This is a genomic window from Kiloniella sp. (assembly GCF_965205715.1).
Taxonomy (GTDB): Bacteria; Pseudomonadota; Alphaproteobacteria; order Kiloniellales; family Kiloniellaceae; genus Kiloniella.
This window is the reverse complement of record NZ_CBDBHW010000013.1, coordinates 837,563-856,242: the sequence shown is the minus strand read 5'-3', so window position 1 is coordinate 856,242 and position 18,680 is coordinate 837,563. Positions and strand designations below refer to the sequence as shown.

The 18,680-nt window shown below is 47.3% G+C and carries 22 protein-coding genes; 11 read left to right on the top strand and 11 right to left on the bottom strand.

The annotated features are described in order from the left end of the window. Positions 1-12: 12 nt before the first annotated feature. Complete coding sequence (gene pgeF / locus ACOGW3_RS15395; protein ID WP_419903792.1) at positions 13-798, top strand: peptidoglycan editing factor PgeF; 786 nt, start codon at positions 13-15, stop codon at positions 796-798. Positions 799-948: 150 nt separating this feature from the next. Beyond that, positions 949-1,902 (top strand): hypothetical protein, encoded by a 954-nt coding sequence (locus ACOGW3_RS15390; RefSeq protein WP_419903791.1) that lies wholly within the window; start codon positions 949-951, stop codon positions 1,900-1,902. Here the strand turns inward: ACOGW3_RS15390 and ACOGW3_RS15385 are convergent. Continuing rightward, positions 1,799-2,968 (bottom strand): RNA-guided endonuclease TnpB family protein, encoded by a 1,170-nt coding sequence (locus tag ACOGW3_RS15385; protein ID WP_419901410.1) that lies wholly within the window; start codon positions 2,966-2,968, stop codon positions 1,799-1,801. The two genes, ACOGW3_RS15390 and ACOGW3_RS15385, sit on opposite strands and share 104 nt — an antisense overlap. Positions 2,969-2,990: 22 nt before the next feature. Here ACOGW3_RS15385 and tnpA (ACOGW3_RS15380) point away from each other — a divergent pair, with 22 nt between their 5' ends. From tnpA (ACOGW3_RS15380) to ychF, 5 genes are all read left to right on the top strand, one after another. Then, positions 2,991-3,413 (top strand): IS200/IS605 family transposase, encoded by a 423-nt coding sequence (gene tnpA, locus ACOGW3_RS15380; protein WP_419901409.1) that lies wholly within the window; start codon positions 2,991-2,993, stop codon positions 3,411-3,413. Between the two features lie 283 nt (positions 3,414-3,696). After that, positions 3,697-4,629, top strand: coding sequence for a ribose-phosphate pyrophosphokinase (locus tag ACOGW3_RS15375; RefSeq protein WP_419903790.1), 933 nt, complete (start codon positions 3,697-3,699; stop codon positions 4,627-4,629). A gap of 133 nt (positions 4,630-4,762) precedes the next feature. Next, complete coding sequence (locus ACOGW3_RS15370) at positions 4,763-5,416, top strand: 50S ribosomal protein L25/general stress protein Ctc (protein WP_419903789.1); 654 nt, start codon at positions 4,763-4,765, stop codon at positions 5,414-5,416. Positions 5,417-5,454: 38 nt separating this feature from the next. Beyond that, a complete protein-coding gene (pth, locus tag ACOGW3_RS15365) occupies positions 5,455-6,210 on the top strand; it encodes an aminoacyl-tRNA hydrolase (protein ID WP_419903788.1) in 756 nt (251 codons plus the stop codon). A gap of 60 nt (positions 6,211-6,270) precedes the next feature. Further along, positions 6,271-7,368, top strand: a complete 1,098-nt coding sequence (gene ychF / locus ACOGW3_RS15360; RefSeq protein ID WP_419903787.1) for a redox-regulated ATPase YchF — start codon at positions 6,271-6,273, stop codon at positions 7,366-7,368. Between the two features lie 55 nt (positions 7,369-7,423). Here ychF and ACOGW3_RS15355 read toward each other — a convergent pair whose 3' ends face one another. The 5 genes from ACOGW3_RS15355 to petA form a co-directional block, all read right to left on the bottom strand. Further along, positions 7,424-7,933: an HPP family protein gene (locus ACOGW3_RS15355; protein WP_419903786.1), complete on the bottom strand. Its 510-nt coding sequence runs from the start codon at positions 7,931-7,933 to the stop codon at positions 7,424-7,426. A gap of 106 nt (positions 7,934-8,039) precedes the next feature. Next, positions 8,040-8,933 carry a VOC family protein gene (locus tag ACOGW3_RS15350; RefSeq protein ID WP_419903785.1) on the bottom strand — a complete coding sequence of 298 codons (894 nt, stop codon included), beginning with the start codon at positions 8,931-8,933 and terminating at the stop codon, positions 8,040-8,042. A 147-nt stretch (positions 8,934-9,080) separates the two neighbouring features. Further along, positions 9,081-9,845, bottom strand: coding sequence for a cytochrome c1 (locus ACOGW3_RS15345; protein ID WP_419903784.1), 765 nt, complete (start codon positions 9,843-9,845; stop codon positions 9,081-9,083). A gap of 14 nt (positions 9,846-9,859) precedes the next feature. After that, the gene (locus ACOGW3_RS15340; protein WP_419903783.1) at positions 9,860-11,071 is read right to left on the bottom strand and encodes a cytochrome b; all 1,212 of its coding nucleotides are present in this window, start codon (positions 11,069-11,071) and stop codon (positions 9,860-9,862) included. Positions 11,072-11,080: 9 nt separating this feature from the next. Next, the gene (gene petA / locus ACOGW3_RS15335; RefSeq protein ID WP_419903782.1) at positions 11,081-11,635 is read right to left on the bottom strand and encodes a ubiquinol-cytochrome c reductase iron-sulfur subunit; all 555 of its coding nucleotides are present in this window, start codon (positions 11,633-11,635) and stop codon (positions 11,081-11,083) included. Between the two features lie 299 nt (positions 11,636-11,934). Here petA and ACOGW3_RS15330 point away from each other — a divergent pair, with 299 nt between their 5' ends. Both ACOGW3_RS15330 and hemF read left to right on the top strand, forming a co-directional pair. Further along, positions 11,935-12,423, top strand: coding sequence for a tRNA (cytidine(34)-2'-O)-methyltransferase (locus ACOGW3_RS15330; RefSeq protein ID WP_419903781.1), 489 nt, complete (start codon positions 11,935-11,937; stop codon positions 12,421-12,423). A 63-nt stretch (positions 12,424-12,486) separates the two neighbouring features. Then, a complete protein-coding gene (gene hemF / locus ACOGW3_RS15325; protein ID WP_419903780.1) occupies positions 12,487-13,386 on the top strand; it encodes an oxygen-dependent coproporphyrinogen oxidase in 900 nt (299 codons plus the stop codon). Positions 13,387-13,537: 151 nt separating this feature from the next. Here hemF and tnpA (ACOGW3_RS15320) read toward each other — a convergent pair whose 3' ends face one another. After that, positions 13,538-13,972, bottom strand: a complete 435-nt coding sequence (gene tnpA / locus ACOGW3_RS15320; RefSeq protein ID WP_419901075.1) for an IS200/IS605 family transposase — start codon at positions 13,970-13,972, stop codon at positions 13,538-13,540. Between the two features lie 148 nt (positions 13,973-14,120). Between tnpA (ACOGW3_RS15320) and ACOGW3_RS15315 the strand changes: the two genes are divergently transcribed. Then, a complete protein-coding gene (locus tag ACOGW3_RS15315) occupies positions 14,121-14,639 on the top strand; it encodes a GNAT family N-acetyltransferase (protein WP_419903779.1) in 519 nt (172 codons plus the stop codon). Between the two features lie 43 nt (positions 14,640-14,682). On the opposite strand, the gene ACOGW3_RS15310 is transcribed toward ACOGW3_RS15315, so the two are convergent. From ACOGW3_RS15310 to ACOGW3_RS15295, 4 genes are read right to left on the bottom strand one after another with little or no spacing between them, the layout of a single operon-like run. Further along, positions 14,683-15,951, bottom strand: coding sequence for a CCA tRNA nucleotidyltransferase (locus ACOGW3_RS15310; protein WP_419903778.1), 1,269 nt, complete (start codon positions 15,949-15,951; stop codon positions 14,683-14,685). After that, complete coding sequence (locus tag ACOGW3_RS15305; protein WP_419903777.1) at positions 15,948-16,241, bottom strand: hypothetical protein; 294 nt, start codon at positions 16,239-16,241, stop codon at positions 15,948-15,950. Before ACOGW3_RS15305 ends, ACOGW3_RS15310 begins: the two co-directional genes overlap by 4 nt. Next, positions 16,241-16,915 (bottom strand): CoA pyrophosphatase, encoded by a 675-nt coding sequence (locus tag ACOGW3_RS15300; protein WP_419903776.1) that lies wholly within the window; start codon positions 16,913-16,915, stop codon positions 16,241-16,243. The genes ACOGW3_RS15305 and ACOGW3_RS15300 overlap by 1 nt, the downstream gene beginning before the upstream one ends. A gap of 3 nt (positions 16,916-16,918) precedes the next feature. Then, entirely contained in the window at positions 16,919-17,470 is a 552-nt protein-coding gene (locus ACOGW3_RS15295) for a DUF1285 domain-containing protein (RefSeq protein WP_419903775.1), read from the bottom strand. 195 nt (positions 17,471-17,665) lie between these two features. On the opposite strand from ACOGW3_RS15295, the gene ACOGW3_RS15290 reads away from it, so the two are divergent. After that, the gene (locus tag ACOGW3_RS15290) at positions 17,666-18,679 is read left to right on the top strand and encodes an AAA family ATPase (protein ID WP_419903774.1); all 1,014 of its coding nucleotides are present in this window, start codon (positions 17,666-17,668) and stop codon (positions 18,677-18,679) included. Position 18,680: the final 1 nt, after the last annotated feature.

Below are 18,680 nucleotides of genomic sequence, written 5' to 3'. Positions count from 1 at the left end.
AAAGGAAGACCGATGCTAAACAGCCCTGCTTTAACTGAACTCGAAGGTATCATGCATGGTTTTCTCACCCGCCGCGACGGTGTAAGTGAGGGACTTTACAGCTCGCTTAACTGTGGGTTTGGTGCGGATGAGGCCCGAGAGAATGTTCATGAAAACAGACGCAGGGCTTTAGACCGTATAGGTTGTCCCTCGGCGCAACTGGTCACGGGCTACCAGATCCATTCCGCAAAAGTTGAAATCGTTACAAGCCCATGGAAGTGCCCGGAAGAAGCTCCTGAAGTGGACGCTCTTGTGACAAAGGAACCTGGTATAGCCCTTGGCATTATGACAGCCGATTGTGTTCCCGTACTTTTTGCAGATGCGACTGCCGGTGTAATTGGCGCAGCTCATGCAGGATGGCAAGGCGCCTTTAAAGGCGTGACGGACAACACTATCGAAGCAATGGAAAGCATCGGCGCCAGCCGTTCAAATATCCATTGTGCTATCGGTCCTTGTATTGCTCAGACATCCTATGAAGTGGGGGCAGAGTTTGCTCATCGTTTTTTTGAAGCAAATGAAAGCAATATGGGGTATTTTATACCGTCATCTAGAGAAGGCCGTTTCCTCTTTAACTTACGGAAATATGTTGGGGACAGGTTGAAAGCCAGTGGTGTAAAACAGGTATCAATCTCCAGAAACGATACCTATGCGGAAGAAGAACTCTTTTTCAGCTATCGGCGCTCTTGCCATCGCAAGGAAGCAGACTATGGTCGAGGCCTCTCTGTAATAGCCCTTGAAAAAAATGTCACGGAAGACTAATGCCACATTTAATCCTATTTTTCCTGATGTGTGTTCTTGGATTATTAGCGACCTGCACCATTATGTAGGATGCCCGGGGATACAGAATGCCCCGGTATTTTCAATAATCGCGGCACCCTTTACCTCCTTTGGGAATAGAAACTAAGGCTTATGAAATTACTTTTCGTTTTTTTAACAGCATTAGGAATTGTTGGGTGTGGCCCCTTACCACGTCCTTTTATTGATCAGGAACCTCAAAACAACACGCTGCTTCAACTCTCAGGTACGCGCCCAATTGCCATAGAACCTCCGGCTATCAACCTCCCCATTTCTGAGGGCCAAATTCCCGACCTTGCAATTTGGATCCAGAATACTTTGAGTGCAGACGTCCGAGACCAAGGACTTCCGGCGTCCAATTATTCCACAGCCCAAAACAGCCTGTACGTACACAGTAATTTTACAACGATTTCCAAATCGGCCAGCCAAACCCAACTCAAGATGGAAGTTTTTGTCACAGAGGTTAGTCCTTCCAACTCAGCTGTCATAAGTTTCGAAGAACATACCGTTGTGCCTGCCCCCCTTTTGTCCAACACGCCAAAGCCAATTTTAAACGAGTTAATAAAGAGAGCATCTCTGAAGTTAAATAATGAGATTATAGCCCTCACTCCTACCGGGCAGGATAAAGCCATCTCGCCTGTATTAACTGGATTAACACTCCTTCCTCTTCCTGAGCTTCTCGCAAAGCCAACCCAAGAGATTTTGGTAAAAGAACTGCAGACTTCATTGCTGTTGCGAGGTTACAAGCTACATACCTCTATTTCCGCTCATAGTGACTACGATCTAAAGCTCGAAATCGACCGTGAAGTTTCAGATGATAACTACTTTCTGACACTCCGATGGATTCTCTTTGAAAAGAAAACCAGTGAAGAGATCGGTGTCATCGCCCAAAGGAACCCTGTCCCCAATATAGCTCTATCGAGAGTGACTACTCCTCGCCCTAAAGGACGAGGCTTCTTGTTTCTCAGGCTGCAACTGGCAGTGTGCCAGAATTACGCGAGCCTCCACAAGCAGAGACGGATAGCCCTTCCGCCTTTAGTTTCAGGATACCTTGCTGCCGAATATTGATGGCAGCGTTAATATCGCGGTCATGCTCTTGGTCGCAGGTCTGGCACGTCCATTGCCGCACCGACAGCGGCATAGCATCAACCTTAGTGCCGCAATCAGAACAGGTCTTACTGGATGCAAACCACTGGTCAATTTGCACGAGGTGCTTACCTGACCAAGCTGTTTTGTAGGTCAGCTTTCGGAGCAATTCGCCCCATGCCGCGTCAGCGATATGTTTGGCAAGCTTCCTATTCTTGAGCATGTTTTTGACTTTCAACGTCTCCACGCAGATTGCTTGATTTTCGTCAACCAGTCGTTTTGACAATTTATGTTGAAAGTCATTGCGCGTGTTGGCAGTTCTTTCGTGAGCCTTGGCAACAAGTACACGCGCCTTGTTGCGGTTTGCCGACCCTTTCTTCTTTCGTGACAGTGTTTTTTGCTTGCGGCGCAAATTGGCCGCCGCACGTTTCAAAATACGGGGGTTCTTTTGTTTTTCACCCGTGCTGGCAATCGCTAAATGCGTTATGCCCAAATCAATACCCGTCACCGCGTCCGCTTCAATCGTTTTTAAGAGGGCTGGAACCTCCAGCCCATCATCACACAAGATTGACGCATAGTACTTACCTGTTTGAGTGCGCGAGATGGTGACGGTCTTAATCTTACCTACAATCTCACGGTGCAGAACTGCTTTGACCGTGCCGACTTTGGGCAAGTACAGACTGACACCATTTACAATTTTGACCCGTTGCGGGTAGGACATGGCTTGTTTGCCGTGTTTGCTCTTAAAGCGGGGATAGCGGCCCTGTTTTCTAAAAAATCGCTTAAAGGCATCATCCAAATGCATCACCGATTGTTGCAAGGCTTGGCTATCGGCTTCCTTTAGCCAGCCTGTTTCTTCCGTGGCTTTCAGTTCAACGAGCTTGTCCAAGGTCTGGCGCTTGCTGATGCTTTCGCCGCGCTCTTTCCAAGCGGAGCTACGCCAGCCCAAAGTAAAATTATACGCCCACCGCATCGCGCCAAATTGAAAGGCAAACGCCTTCCTCTGGTCAACAGTGGGATACAATCGGACTTTGGTTGCCTTTAGCATATCTCGACTCTACCATTGGTCTATGGACAACTCAAATGAATATCGCACAGGAAGACATTGTGTTTTTGCGCTACACGTACACTTGGTATTTATTACCAAATACCGCAGAGATGTGCTGTCAGAACTGGCTATACAGGACTTGCGGCACATCTTTGCCAAGGTCTGCAACGACTTTGAGGCGCAACTCGTCGAGTGTGACGGGGAAGACGACCATGTGCATCTGCTTATCAATTATCCGCCCAAAATATCCCTCTCTAAGCTGGTCAACAGTCTCAAGGGTGTATCCAGTCGCCGTTTGCGAAGCTTTCGCCCTGAAATTACGGGTAGGTATCGCAAAGGTGTCCTTTGGTCGCCGTCTTATTTTGCCGCTTCATGTGGTGGTGCGCCGCTCGATATTATCCGCAAATATGTCGAAACGCAGCGAGCCAACAAAAAACCGCGCTAGCGCGGTTGCGCCTTATATCCCCGCCCTGAAGGACGAGGTTTTACGGCGCGTTCCGATAATAAACCCTGTATCCGAGGCTATAGCAGAGGGTGCCGCGATTGGGATTGAAGATCTATTGCAACAAAAGAGTCTTCAAAATCAAACTGTTCTGAAATAACAAAGAAATGAATCTTTATGGGCGTTTACAGGTGAGACAGGTATTGGTAAGTTCCGCCCGACCAATATGAAAACTGACGACCGAGACGTATAAAACGTCTGGTCCAGCCTAGCCGGGGATTTTGGCGTGAAGATCTTAACGGGTAACAGCAACCGACCATTGGCCGAGGCCATTTCTGCATATTTGAATCTACCACTGACCAAAGCGTCAGTACGGCGGTTCTCAGATGAAGAAGTTTTTGTGGAAATCCATGAAAACGTGCGCGGTGAAGACGTATTTATCATTCAACCGACATCTTATCCTACCAATGACAACCTTATGGAACTCCTGGTAACGATTGATGCATTAAAACGCAGCTCAGCGAGCCGTATAACAGCCGTAATGCCTTATTATGGCTACGCGAGGCAAGATCGGAAATCTAGCCCTCGTACTCCTATTTCGGCCAAACTGGTTGCAAATCTAATTCAAACAGCCGGTGCAGATCGTGTTTTGACCATGGATCTCCATGCCGGACAGATCCAGGGCTTCTTTGACATCCCGACAGATAACCTCTTTGCGGCTCCTGTCTTTATCAAAGACATCAAGGACCGTATGGACAAGGGACCGCTAACGATCGTATCACCTGATGTTGGTGGTGTTGTTCGAGCACGTGCCATTGCAAAACGTCTTGATGCAGATCTTGCTATCATCGACAAGCGTCGTGAAAAAGCTGGCGTTTCCGAAGTCATGAACATCATTGGTGACGTAAAAGGTCAACGTTGCATTTTGATCGATGACATCGTGGACTCTGCTGGTACGCTTTGCAATGCAGCTGGTGCTCTTAAAGATGCCGGGGCCACAGCAGTATCTGCATACATCTCGCACGGAGTTCTTTCAGGAGGAGCCGTTGCACGCGTAACAGCCTCTCCACTTGAAGAACTTGTAACAACAGATTCAATTCAGGCAACTGAAGCAGTCCGTGTGGCTCACAACATGCGACAAATTTCCATTGCACCACTTCTTGGTGAAGCAATGCGTCGTATCAGTGATGAACAGTCCGTATCCTGCCTGTTTGACTGATTGATTTGACGAATTCCTTTCGTCCGTATACAACACGGTCGAAATCTCTGGTTCAGCACCCCTGGAGGCTGGCCAGTTAGCACAACGGCGGAGCACGTGCTCTGCCGCTGTTATTTTACTATTGGAGAATATAATGAGTGATATCACAAAAGTGAGCGGAACTGCTCGCGATAGAGCCGGCAAGGGGCCCGCTCGTGCCGCTCGTCGTGCAGGCCTCGTTCCTGCCGTCATTTACGGTGCAAAAAAAGACCCTGTCATGATCAACTTGGACCCACGTCCAATCATGAAAGAGTACACTTCTGGTCAGTTCGGTACCCGCCTTTGGGAAATCGAAATCGACGGCAAAAAAGAGCGTACTCTTCCACGTGACATTCAGCTTCACCCTGTAACAGACATGGCAGAACACGTTGATTTCTTGCGCGTATCCGCAAAAACTACCGTCAACGTTATGATCCCTGTCAGCTTCATCAACGATGAAGAATGCCCAGGCCTGAAACAAGGCGGCGTTCTTAACGTTGTACGTTACGACATCGAACTAACTTGTCGCGCAGACAGCATTCCAGAAAGTATCGTTGTTGATATGGCTGGTGTTGAGCTAGGTGACAGTGTTCACATTTCTTCTGTTACACTTCCTGAAGGTACAGAACCAGTGATCAACGATCGTGACTTCACGATTGCTACGATTGCAGTACCAAGCTCTGTTAAGTCTGCTCAAGGCGATGACGAAGACGAAGGCGAAGAAGAAGTTGTAGCTGAAGAAGAAGCAGCAGCACCTACTGAAGAGTAATTCCTCTCCTTCCGGCCTGAGTAATGAGGTAAGCCACTATGTTATTATTTGTGGGTCTCGGTAATCCTGGCCAGAAGTATGAAAACAACCGACACAACATCGGTTTCATGGCGGTGGACGATATCGTTCACCGCCATAGTTTTTCTCCGTGGAAATCACGGTTCCAGGGACAAACATCTGAGGGCCGACTGGGTTCTGAGAAAATTCTTGTCTTAAAACCTGGCACTTATATGAACGAATCAGGCCGCGCTGTTAACGAAGCGGTTCGGTTTTACAAAATCCCCACTGAAAATATCTTTGTCTTTTATGACGAGCTAGACCTGGCTCCCGGAAAACTACGCATTAAAAAAGCGGGTGGAGCCGGTGGCCACAATGGCATCAAGTCAATCGACGCCCATATCGGTAAAGAGTACTGGCGCCTTAGACTCGGCATCGGTCACCCTGGCCATAAGGATCGTGTTACCGCTCATGTGCTTGGGGACTTTTCTAAGTCCGATCAGGATTGGCTTGGTAAGGAACTGGACGCACTCTCTCGCCATGTGGCTTTACTTGCTGCGGGCGATAGCTCTGGCTACATGTCAAAGGTAGCTCACGAAGTTGCTCCTCCTAAGCCTAAAAAGGTAAAACAAGAGAAGAAATCAGAAGAGCATAAGCCAAATGAAAAAATGGCTAAGGAAGAGAAGCACAGCAAAGAAGCTACAACGTCAAAAGAACACAAGACACAAGATTCTTCACAAGGATGGCAATCGACCTTGGCTAACTGGTTTAGTAATAGTAAAACGCCTCAAGATTAGAAAACAACAGCTCTCATTGGCATCCGATCAGGACGAGCTTCTTAGTGAAAGGGAATACCCATGGGTTTTAACTGCGGCATCGTCGGCTTGCCGAACGTAGGCAAATCCACGCTTTTCAATGCGCTGACAGAAACAGCAGCAGCAGAAGCAGCAAACTATCCTTTCTGTACCATCGAACCGAACGTGGGCCGCGTATCCGTACCTGACCCCAGGTTGGATACGATTGCAAAAATGGCCAACTCACAAAAAATCATCCCTACCCAACTCGAATTTGTTGATATCGCCGGCTTGGTTCGTGGCGCGTCAAAAGGCGAAGGCATGGGCAATGAGTTTCTGGGTAACATTCGTGCCGTGGATGCTGTCGTTCATGTTGTACGCTGCTTTGATGGCGAAGTGACCCACGTAGATGGCTCTGTTGATCCTATTCGTGACGCAGACACAGTCGATACTGAGCTTATGATTGCGGACCTTGATTCTGTTGAAAAACAAATCGTGACCAATGCAAAACGGGCCAAAGGTAACGACAAAGAAGCCAAGGCAAAGCTTGAAGTTCTCAACATTGTTTGCGCGGTTCTTCAAGATGGCAAACCTGCGAGGACGGCCGAAATTTCTAAAGACCAACAAGGCATCTACGAACAGCTACAGCTCTTGACGGCTAAACCTGTTCTTTATGTTGCAAACGTTGAGGAAGAAAACGCAGCAACCGGTAACGACTACTCCAAGCTTCTGGAAGAGAAAGCGGCTGCAGAAGGCGGTGTTTGCGTGATTATCTCTGCAGCGATCGAAGCTGAAGTAGCCTCCTTGTCTGATGATGAAGAAAAATCAGAATTCCTTTCCGACCTAGGTCTGGAAGAAACAGGCCTTAAACGCATCATTAGTGCTGGTTATGGTCTGCTTGGCCTATTGACCTTCTTCACTGTTGGCCCCAAAGAAGCGCGTGCCTGGACCGTTGTTGAAGGCTCAACTGCCCCCAATGCGGCTGGTGCTATTCATACAGATTTCGAGCGTGGCTTTATTCGTGCCGAAACCATCGCCTTTGATGACTTCATCGAGTGTGATGGTGAACAGGGCGCGAAAGATGCCGGTAAAATGCGGGCAGAAGGTAAAGAATACATCGCAAAAGATGGCGACATTTTTCACTTCCGTTTCAACGTATAGAGTTTACGTACATCCATAAAAATGGCGGCCTCAGAGCCGCCTTTTTTATGCCTGTTCACCAGTACTCTGGATAGGATCTGGTATTTGATAAGTTATTGGTAACAAGCCCGACCAACAACAGGACCAAAGCACCACTCAGAACTGGAGTAAACAGAAACGACCAGTCTGCTCCCTCAAGCATAACGACAAGCGGTGTTGCCCCAGCAGGTGCATGCAGAGTTCGGGTCATTTGCATCAAGGCAATGGCAGAAGCGACCGCAATAGCCATCGTCCACCAGTCAACACCAAATGCTTTCATTACCACCAATCCAACAATGGCCGATAATAAATGGCCGAACACCAAGCTTCGCGGCTGAGCTAAAGGACTGTTGGGAAGACCAAACACCAGCACGCAACTCGCCCCAAAGGGTGCCATAAAGAATGGTGCATCCGCTTCATTTGATAGCCAGGCTATCCCGCCAATCGCCAGACATGCGCCAACCCAACTCCATAAAATATGATACCCGTTTGGAATAGGAGGAACGGCGGTACCTTTGCCCCGATATTTTGCGAAGTGTTTTTTCATAGCTCTTACTCTAGGAAATTTTAATTACTAGAGATATAGCAAACTATACCGATCGTTCTATTTTAAAGTTCTTATCATATCATAGGTGCGGTAGATACTGGCCTCTCTAGCTCGGCACGTATGGGGCCGCTGTATTAGGACTGGCATCAAAAGAGATAACAACACCACAAGCATCGTTTTCCATTAGCCTGAGGCTTTGATCACCCTCTTTCCGATACTGAACCCGGTACTGATCAAAATAAGCCTGTGTGGCCTTTAAATCCCGACTCCATAAGTGAAAGCCAATCATGTAGCTTTCGCGCTCCATTTTTTCGCTATCAAACCCCGGATAAAAACGATTCACTTCCTCTGATGCCAAGAGGCGAAGTGTCTGATTGCGCTCATGAAGCTGAATATCAATACACCCATCCGTCACGACGACGGCATCTTCACCAAAAAATTGAGAATATTCATTTATCAGTCCATAAGGATCGGCCATTGCATAGACAATTCTTCTAATCCCATTTGCCCCGTTTTCATGCCCTACCCATTGGTCTTGCCATACAATCTCTGGCGTCTTGTGATCACATACAAAGGTTGCCATCTCTGGGGTAACTTCTGCACTATAGCGTAAGAGTTTAAAGGCAGGCATAACGTCGCCATTGTCGAGCTCCAATATTCTCCGGAGATCATTTGGCCCTTCTATTGGGACACCCAAATCCGTAAGACTGTCTGCCGTTTCTTGAGTATTCAAGCTTCGAAACGCAAAACCGAGGCCGCCTTCACCTTTTTCCAAAAATGTATCAAGACCATTGGTGTCCTGGCTTGCATCGACAATTCCGATAAGCTCGAGATAATCATCAGGGAACATGATGCAGTAATTGGCCGTTCCCCAGCCAATATGACGCCCCCGAGGCGTAAGCCGAAACCCAAGCCGTAAATAGTGATGCCTCGCCTCTTCCAGTTTATCAACCCCAACCAGAAGGTGATCAATTCCTTTGAGCGTGTGACTGAAAAGCATAGGTAGTTCCCTCAAGACCGAATGGCAGCTTTTAAGGTACTTCATCTGAGAGGAATTGAGTATCCCCCCTTTAACTTTGACATAACCACTAAACAAAAAAGGCTGCCCCAGAGGGCAGCCTTTTTTTAATTCAACACCGTTTTTTACTTAGTGAACCTGAGCAAAAACTTTGCGTTTGGCAGCATACATAACCAGCGTGAAGATGATGAGGAAAATCATAACCTTGATACCAGTGCTTTTACGCTCTTCCAGTTTAGGCTCAGCAGCCCACATCAGGAAGTGACTTACATCAGCTGCCATCTGTTCAACAGTTGCAGGTGTACCATCACTATATTCCACGGCGTCCTCTGAAAGAGGAGGTGCCATAGCAATCAAGTGACCTGGGAAATATTTGTTATAACTCAGATCCCCAGTTTCGAATCCTTCTGGAGCATCAACATAACCATCACTACCGATGAGAGCTCGAACAAAGCTAGGGCCACCGACACGCGCCTTAGCCATAAGCGAGAGATCAGGTGGAGCTTTACCTCCATTTGCAGCTGCTGCAGCTTGCTCATTTGGAAACGGCGCAGGGAAATAATCAGCAGCAATACCATTCCGCTCAAACATTTCACCTTCGTCATTGGGGCCGTCTTCTACGGTGTAGTCGGCAGCAAATGCTTTTACTTCATCAGCATTGTAACCAAGATCAAGCAGATTACGGAAAGCAACAAGATCAAGAGAGTGACAGCCAGAGCAAACTTCTTTGTAAACCTGGAGGCCACGCTGCATGGAAGCTTTATCGTATGTGCCAAAGACACCCTCAAAGCTCCAGTCGTATGATGGCAATTTTACCGCATCACCAGCAGCAAATGCTGGAACAGTGAGACACCCGAGTGCCGCGGCAAAGAGGCCAGACAGAATTTTCTTCATTAGTCGTTCCTCTCTCAAGACTTCGTTACGGCTTCGTGGATAGAGCTCGGCAACTCTCGCGGACGTTCAATCATCGGCAGAATTACAGGCATCATCACCAGGAAGTGGAAGAAGTAGTAGGCTGTTGCAAAACGGCTTGCGATAACATACCAGCCTTCAGCTGGCTGACCACCAAGGTAACCGAGGAACAAACCATTGATAAAGAAAAACCAGAAGAAGATCCGAGCAACCGGACGGAACTTACAGCTACGAATGGACGAACGATCCAACCATGGCAATACGAAAAGAACCGCAATCGCACCGAACATAGCCAATACGCCACCGAGCTTATCTGGAATAGCACGCAAGATCGCGTAGAAAGGTAAGAAGTACCATTCAGGAACGATGTGTGCTGGCGTTGATAGTGGGTTAGCCGGAATGTAGTTATCCGGATGCCCCATATAGTTTGGTGCCCAGAACAGGAATACAGAGAAAGCCAACAAGAACACACCCACACCCAACAAATCTTTGATGGTGTAGTATGGCTGCATAACCAAGGTATCCTGAGGTCCTTTTGTATCAATGCCCAGCGGATTGTTAGAACCCACTGTGTGCAGAGCAACAAGGTGCAAAGCAACAACAGCAACAATAATGAAAGGCAGAAGATAGTGTAGTGCAAAGAAACGGTTCAGAGTTGGGTTATCAACAGAGAAACCACCCCAGAGCCAAGTCACGATGCTCTCACCAACAACTGGAATTGCAGAGAACAGGTTAGTGATCACTGTTGCACCCCAAAAGCTCATCTGGCCCCAAGGAAGAACATAACCCATGAAAGCAGTAGCCATCATAAGCAGGAAGATCACAACACCCAGCTGCCACAACAGTTCACGTGGTGCTTTGTAAGATCCGTAGTAAAGGCCACGGAACATATGAATGTATACGGCAATAAAGAAGAAAGACGCCATATTCATATGTATATAACGAATCAACCAGCCGCTGTTCACATCACGCATGATACGTTCAACAGACTCGAAAGCCATATCAACATGCGGCGTGTACTGCATTGCGAGAATGATGCCGGTCACGATCATCGTAACAAGAGCAAAACCAGCCAAAGAACCGAAGTTCCATAGGTAGTTCAAGTTCTTCGGCATTGGGTAATCGTAAATGGCGTGATGCATCACAGAGATGACCGGAAGACGGTCTTCTACCCATTGGACGACTTTATTGTTTGATTTAAAACTCATGACTTCCCCCTAGCCGATCTTGATTGAGTTGTCTGTAAGGAAGACATAAGGAGGTACTTCCAAGTTCGTTGGAGCTGGCCCCTTACGGATACGACCGGAAGTATCATAGTGAGAACCATGACATGGGCAGAACCACCCGCCATAGTCACCACGGGATTCCCCTGTCTTCTGCCCCAAAGGAACACACCCGAGGTGCGTACAGACACCTACGAGAATGAGCCACTCAGGTTTCTCAACACGATCACCATCGGTCTGCGGATCAGGAAGATCTGCCAAAGGAGTGCTTTCAGCTGTCTCAATCTCTGCAGAAGTACGACGTCTGATAAACACAGGCTTACCACGCCATGTGATCGTCACAGACTGACCAGCTTCGATTGGGGTCAAATCTACCTCGGTAGAGGATAGAGCTAGAACGTCTGCCGATGGATTCATAGAATCAATCATTGGCCATAAAGCACCAGCAGCACCGACGACTGTCATAGCCCCCGCCGTCAGGTACAAAAATTCACGCCGAGTCTCGCCGGACTCTTGGGCGGAATTTTCAGGATTCGCGCCATCTGCCATTTATGTAATCCCTATTTTCATCTCTCAAGCTTTACAGCTCCGAACAACGAAGCCGCGATACGATACAGGCGATTTGAGCCATTGCCCTTGTCTAACCGTTTATGCGTCCCTATCTAAACACCGCTAAGTGCAAGATCGGATGTGACATCCTGTCGCAGTTCTGGCTAGTCCTATATTCAGTGACAGGGATATAAAGGATTTGTCATAGAAAGGCAAAGACTCTAAGTGTGAGTTTATGAGGAAAATAACGTTTTTTCCGTTACTTCGGTATTCAATTCTTTAATTTAAAGACAATCCACATGCGCCTTGCCCTTTATCAACCTGATATCCCCCAGAATACCGGCACTATGCTTCGAATGGCAGCTTGCTTGAATGTTGCCGTGGATATTATCGAACCCTGTGGTTTTGTTCTTAATGACAAACGCATGAAGCGATCTGGTATGGACTACCTGGATCAAACAGAGCTTCATAGGCACAATTCATGGGAAGCTTTTAATGCGGCCCGCGACAATAAGCCGGATAATCAATCGCTCTCTGGCAGGTTAGTATTGCTCTCAACCAAAGCCGAAACCAACTATACTGATTTTAAGTTTTCACCGGATGACATATTAATGGTCGGTAGAGAATCTGCGGGTGTCCCAGAAGATGTCCATAATTCCGTCGATGCTAGAGTCCTCATTCCCATGGCAGAGGGCGTCCGCTCTTTAAATATAGCGGTATCAGCTGCGATGGTACTCGGAGAAGCTTTGCGCCAGACGAATGGATTTCCATCTGTCACCAAACCATAAGTCATTATTTAAGTGACATAGCTTACGATGTTTATCGAATAAGACATTTAAGAAGAGATATTTATGTACCAGCGCCAAGATCCTACCCAAGCCTTTCCAGATCACAATGCTCCTTCCGACAACAAGGAACAGGCTCAGATTTGGTTCAAAGAATTACGCGACAACATCTGCGCCGAATTTGAAAAGCTGGAAGATGAGCTCACTGGGTCGGTCCTCGAAAGCAAGGGATCCCCAGAAGCCGGTCGCTTTGTACGTAAAAAATGGGACCGCGAAGGTGGTGGCGGCGGAGAAATGTCAATCATGCACGGCCGTGTGTTTGAAAAAGTTGGCGTCAACATATCCACCGTAATGGGTGAGTTCAGCGAGGACTTCGCAAAGCGCATTCCTGGAGCAGACAAAGACCCACGGTTTTGGGCCAGCGGCATTTCTCTCGTCGCTCATATGCACTCTCCTCTTGTCCCAGCAGTCCACATGAACACCCGACATATTGTCACGACGACAAGTTGGTTTGGCGGCGGTGGAGACCTAAACCCGATGTATCCTGTCGAACAGGACACCCAAGACTTCCACCAGGCTTATAAAGCTGCCTGTGACAAGTACGACCCGGGTTATTTTCCAACATTTAAAGAGTGGTGCGATGAATATTTCTATATCCCACACCGCAACGAAGCCCGTGGGGTCGGGGGTATTTTTTATGACTATTTAAATACCGGGGACTGGGCAGACGACTTTGCCTTTTCCCAGGATGTCGGCCGGGCTTTTCTAAACATTTACCCTCAACTGGTGCGTCGTCATATGCAAGAAAGCTGGAACGCTGAACAACGCAAACACCAGCTGTTTCGTCGTGGTCGTTACGCAGAGTTCAATCTCCTCTATGATCGCGGTACAATGTTCGGCTTAAAGACGGGCGGAAACGTAGAAGCTATTTTAATGTCGATGCCACCAGAGGCAGCCTGGCCTTAACACTTCGATAGTATTGAATCTGATAACGCGTTATCATCAACGTAAACATTTGCTTTAATAAGTTGTGCGGTGAGTTAAATGACCCCCGGCAAAGCCGGGGGCTTAAGCGGGTGAGCCCCTTAAAGGGGCAAATTGGGAACCGCTAAAGCGGTTATGGATTGAATATATCCATTTGGTCAAAGTACTTATCACGCTCTTCTTGCGTTCTGATATACTCCCTCACCATCTGTTCATCGAGCCCTACAGTTGAGACGAAATATCCACGGGCCCAAAAATTTTCACCCTTGAAATTCCGTGCTTTATTTTTGAATTTTCGAGCTATGGCAATCGCGCTTTTTCCTTTTAGGTATCCAACGACTTTTGAAACAGCATGTTTGGGCGGTATGCTGATACACATGTGAATGTGATCCGGCATCAAATGGCCCTCCTCAATCTTACTTTCGCGATGCCCGGCCAGTTCATGGAAAATTTCACCAAGATACTGACGTAGGTTGCCATAGATAACTTTTTTCCTGCGTTTAGGGATGAAAACCACGTGGTATTTACAATCCCATCTCGTATGTGCAAGGCTTTTGTAATCTCTCATCGGCTAATTCCTTTGTTATTTTGGTCAATAAACAAAGAAATGTAAGACCGTGGGAACGGTCAAACCATTGAGAGTCCCCCGGCATAGCCGGGGGTTTACCGGATTAAATTAAAGCATAAAGAACACAGCTTCTTCATAAGGGACCAACATGTCATCGAGCACACCCGCCACGATTTTACTAACTGACCGCCTCAGGTTACGTGAATTGTGTGAAGATGATGCGCCCTTTATCCTCGAGTTATTGAACGAACCTTCCTTTATCGAAAACATTGTCGACAAAGGCGTCAGAACAATCGACCATGCCTGTGAATACATTAATAGGGGCCCGGTAGAAAGCTACCAACAGCACGGATTTGGTCTTTACCTTACAGAACTGAAAGACGAAAAAACGCCGATTGGCCTGTGTGGATTACTCAAACGAGACGGGCTTGATCATCCTGATATTGGGTACGCCTTCCTCCCAAAGTACTGGTCTAAGGGTTACGCAGTTGAGTCAGCTGCAGCCACGCTCAACTATGCCAGACAGACTTTAAAGATCCCCCAAGTTGTTGGCATTACTGGCCCCGAGAATATAGGTTCCGCCCGGGTTCTGGAAAAAATCGGGCTCAAATTCAAGCGGATGATCAATTTGGGCGGAGAATTATCCGATACCAAATATTACTCTTAAGAATAGCTTGAGAAGCTTAACTAATATTCCCGAAATTATGAGTTTAAAGCTTTAGTGCGTAGGCAATGCAATCTTCCAAAGCTGGCTTGAAGGCTTGTCCAATCCACCACTGCTCTGTGCTCTTTAAGACTCGCCCCATCTGTGGTCCAGGTTTCAAACCTGCCTTAATCAGGTCCCGCCCCTGCAAGGGAAAGAAAACAGGGCGCCAGTTTTCGATCTTGTTTGCCAGTTGTAAGGCGGCCTGATCACTAAAATCTATCCCTGATCTTGCCATATTTAACCGCAACAAATCAGAGACTAATCCAGCGCCAATGCGATAGGTCGTTTCCCGAAAATTGGCGTCATCAATATTAGAGTTTATTTCATAGGGAGAGTTCACAAGAGACAAAAAGTGTTGTTTTTCAGCTGTGGAGAAGCGCAATCGTTCTGGAATGGTGATAACCGTATTCTTGGGTCCTGCCATTGTCTCATTCATCGTAAGAGCAACAAGGCGGACAAGAGGATCACACCTTCCCTCTACCTTGAGAAAACTGGCAAAAACATCTGTCGTTACAACTTCGGGAAGGAAAGCAGCAAAGATTTCATTTTCCAACATACATCTCAGAACGGGCTCAGGGTTTGGCGCAGCCAATAACCGCATGATTTCACTGTGAATACGTTCTGCTGACAACCCTTTAATTAAGCCTGACTTTTCTCTGGCTGCCTCAAGTCCAACAGCATCAATATCATCGCCACCGTACCAGGCTTGAAAACGAAAAAAACGTAGAAGCCTTAAGGCATCTTCCTCGATGCGGGTAATCGCATCGCCAACAAAACGAATATGCTTTTCTCTAAGATCTTTTACACCACCAAACGGGTCAAAAACTTTTCCATCCAAACGGCATGATAAAGCATTCATTGTTAGATCACGGCGGGCAGCATCTTCAACCCAGTCATCTGTAAAGGCCACGGTCGCGTGTCGACCATGGGTTTCGACATCTAGACGAAGTGTCGTGATTTCAAAGACCTTATGATTACAAACGGCTGTAATAGTGCCGTGATCTATTCCCGTTGGAATAGCTTTAATACCAGCATCTTCTAATAGAGTGATTACTTTTTCAGGGAGGTCAGGTGTTGCAATATCAATATCTTTGATATCACGCCCGACCAAGGCATCTCTGACGCACCCGCCAACAAAACGTACGTCTTGGCCTTGTTCACCCAGGGCTTCCATTACGCGACGGGTTTCAGCCTCTTCCATCCAGGGCTGGCTTTCAAGCTGATAAGTACCGGCAAGCTGATAAGTACCGGCAAGCTGATCGGTATCGGTCATGAGTCTGTGTCGGTGTCCTCAATAACAGGAGCATTATAACTTGGACGCACCAAACTATCGCCAGGGGCTGGCCCTGTGTTAGCAAAGTAAATTGCCATCGCTATTCCTGAAAGCAACACGCCGGAAAAGAACAACCAAGCCCAGGGACCGCGTTCGACCCAGGGCAGTTCTTCCTCGGTCATTTCACCGTCGGCATCGGTTCGTGACCCGCGTGTTAGAAGATAATAACCAAGGTAAAGGGCGAACGGTAAAATGACGGGTAAAATAATCAGTAGAAATCGGGTCAGCATCAATAATTTCCCACTTGCTTGGTCGTATCAATTGAGGGCGAAGTTATGACATCACAAAGGTTCTTTATCATCCCAGCCGTCGCACCCCATATAAAGTAGTTTTCATAGGGATAAGCATAATAATCCCGATTATGGCCTTCGAATTCCCGGCTGTGCCTCTGACAGTTTTCAGGCTTCAAGAAAAAGTTGAGAGGCACTTCAAAAACCTCTGCCACTTCAAAGTTATCTGGATTTACAGGGAACGGCGGTTCGATTAAGCCCACCACAGGTGTGATATCGAAACCAGTACGGGTAAGATATGTATCCAGCCGTCCAATGAGGGTCACGTGCTCTCGGGGTAGCCCCACTTCTTCTTCTAACTCTCGCAAGGCAGCATCATTGTGATCTTTATCACCCGGATCAACTCGCCCTCCAGGAAAGCTAACCTGCCCTGCATGGTCGTGCAGATGATCTGTTCGTTTGGTCAAAAGCACAGAGTAACCTTCGGGTCGATCCACCAAGGGAACAATTACAGCGGCGGGAATTCTCTGCCGATCAAGAGGGAGATCAAGTAAACCAGGGTTTAAATCATGATCACCGCGCACCTGCTCATCGTCTGATATTGAATTCAGTCGCTCTCTTTTAAACAAGGCTGTCAGACGCTTTACGGTCCATTGTGATTCCCAGATGGTCATAACCTACTCAAGACTTCCCAATACATGAAACGTACCTTTACTCCAAACGCCGATCTGATTGTTTTGCTCTACAGCCAGATCAATAAGCTGATAATAAACAGAACGTAATAAACGCCCCTCGAGCCCTTCTCTTATCAATACATAGGGAGAGGGATCGCCATTTTCATGTTTATATTCAATTCGAATCGGATGCTCGCCATCAAGATCAATCCAGGTATCTACATTATTACGAAATGAGATCCTTTGATCCTTACCCTGACCTTCATCTTTCATCTCAACAATCACGAAAGGCGCATCCTCAACAGTAATAATTGCCTTTTCAACCGGCGTCACCAGCCAAAAAACACCATTGGGGTCTCTCTGCAAAACAGTAGAAAACAAACGAACCAAAGGCATACGACTGATAAGCCCACCATCGTGATACCACTGACCATCCCTTGCGATCCGCATATCAACTTCACTGGTAAGCGGAAGGCTATTTACAGCCGCTTCCAGTTCTTTTTCGTTCGATGTGTTATTATTACCGCTCGTCATCTCTTGGCCTTGTTCGCTCATTATCACTTTAGTTTGTTCGCATCAGCACTATTCAGAAATGGCCTTTCTGTTCATTATATCCAAAGCGTTAACATACGTGTCGCAGAAGTCATGTATACTATCATAGGGTATAATCGGGCAATGATCTGAAAATCATGAATATTTGCCAGAGAATTACGAAATTTACCCTACGGATACATCGAGAGGGGATACAAGATGAACACTGAAGATACCGGCCTTGATACAGCGTCTTCACTAGATTTAGCCAAACAGGCCGATTTGTTGTGTGAACGTCTCACCCACCTTAATGAAAATCTAGGCAAGGTTATCTTTGGGCAAGAAGAAGTTATCGAACAGGTTTTGATTACTTTACTTGCTGGTGGACACGCTCTTCTGGTCGGGGCTCCAGGTCTTGCTAAAACACGCCTTGTCGAAAACCTCGGCATTGTATTTGGTATGCAGGAAAAGCGTATACAGTGTACGCCAGATTTGATGCCTTCTGACATTATCGGCGCTGAAGTTCTTGAAGAAGATGCAAGTGGCCGCAGGTCATTCCGTTTTATCCACGGCCCTGTCTTCTCTCAGCTTTTAATGGCGGACGAGATAAACAGGGCTAGTCCACGGACACAATCAGCACTTCTTCAGGCCATGCAAGAACACACCGTTACTGTTGCTGGCCATAGCCATAAACTCCCTTCTCCCTTTCATGTCCTGGCCACACAAAATCCACTTGAGCAAGAAGGCACTTATCCTCTTCCAGAAGCCCAACTGGATCGTTTTCTGCTAGAAATTTATGTCGGCTATCCTGATATCGACGCAGAACGACAGATGTTACTCGCGACTACTGGCACGGTAGAGCCCGAAGCTGAAATCGTATTGACGGCACAGGAGTTACTTGCAGCGCAAAAACTCGTCAAAGAAATACCCGTTGGAGAAGATGTGCTTGAAGGCATTTTATCTCTGGTGCGCAGCGGTCGCCCGGAAGATTCTGAGGATGAATTCATAAAACAGTTTGTAGCCTGGGGCCCGGGACCACGCGCAAGTCAGGCCCTGTTGATGGCCAGTAAAGCGAGATGCCTATTACAGGGACGCCTAAGCCCTTCTTTGGACGATGTCATAGCTCTTGCTCCACCCGTCTTGCGGCACCGAATTCATCTCGATTTTACCGCCCGTGCAGAGGGTGTAACCTTAACGAAAGTAATAAACCGCCTGATCGCACCACTTAACTAAC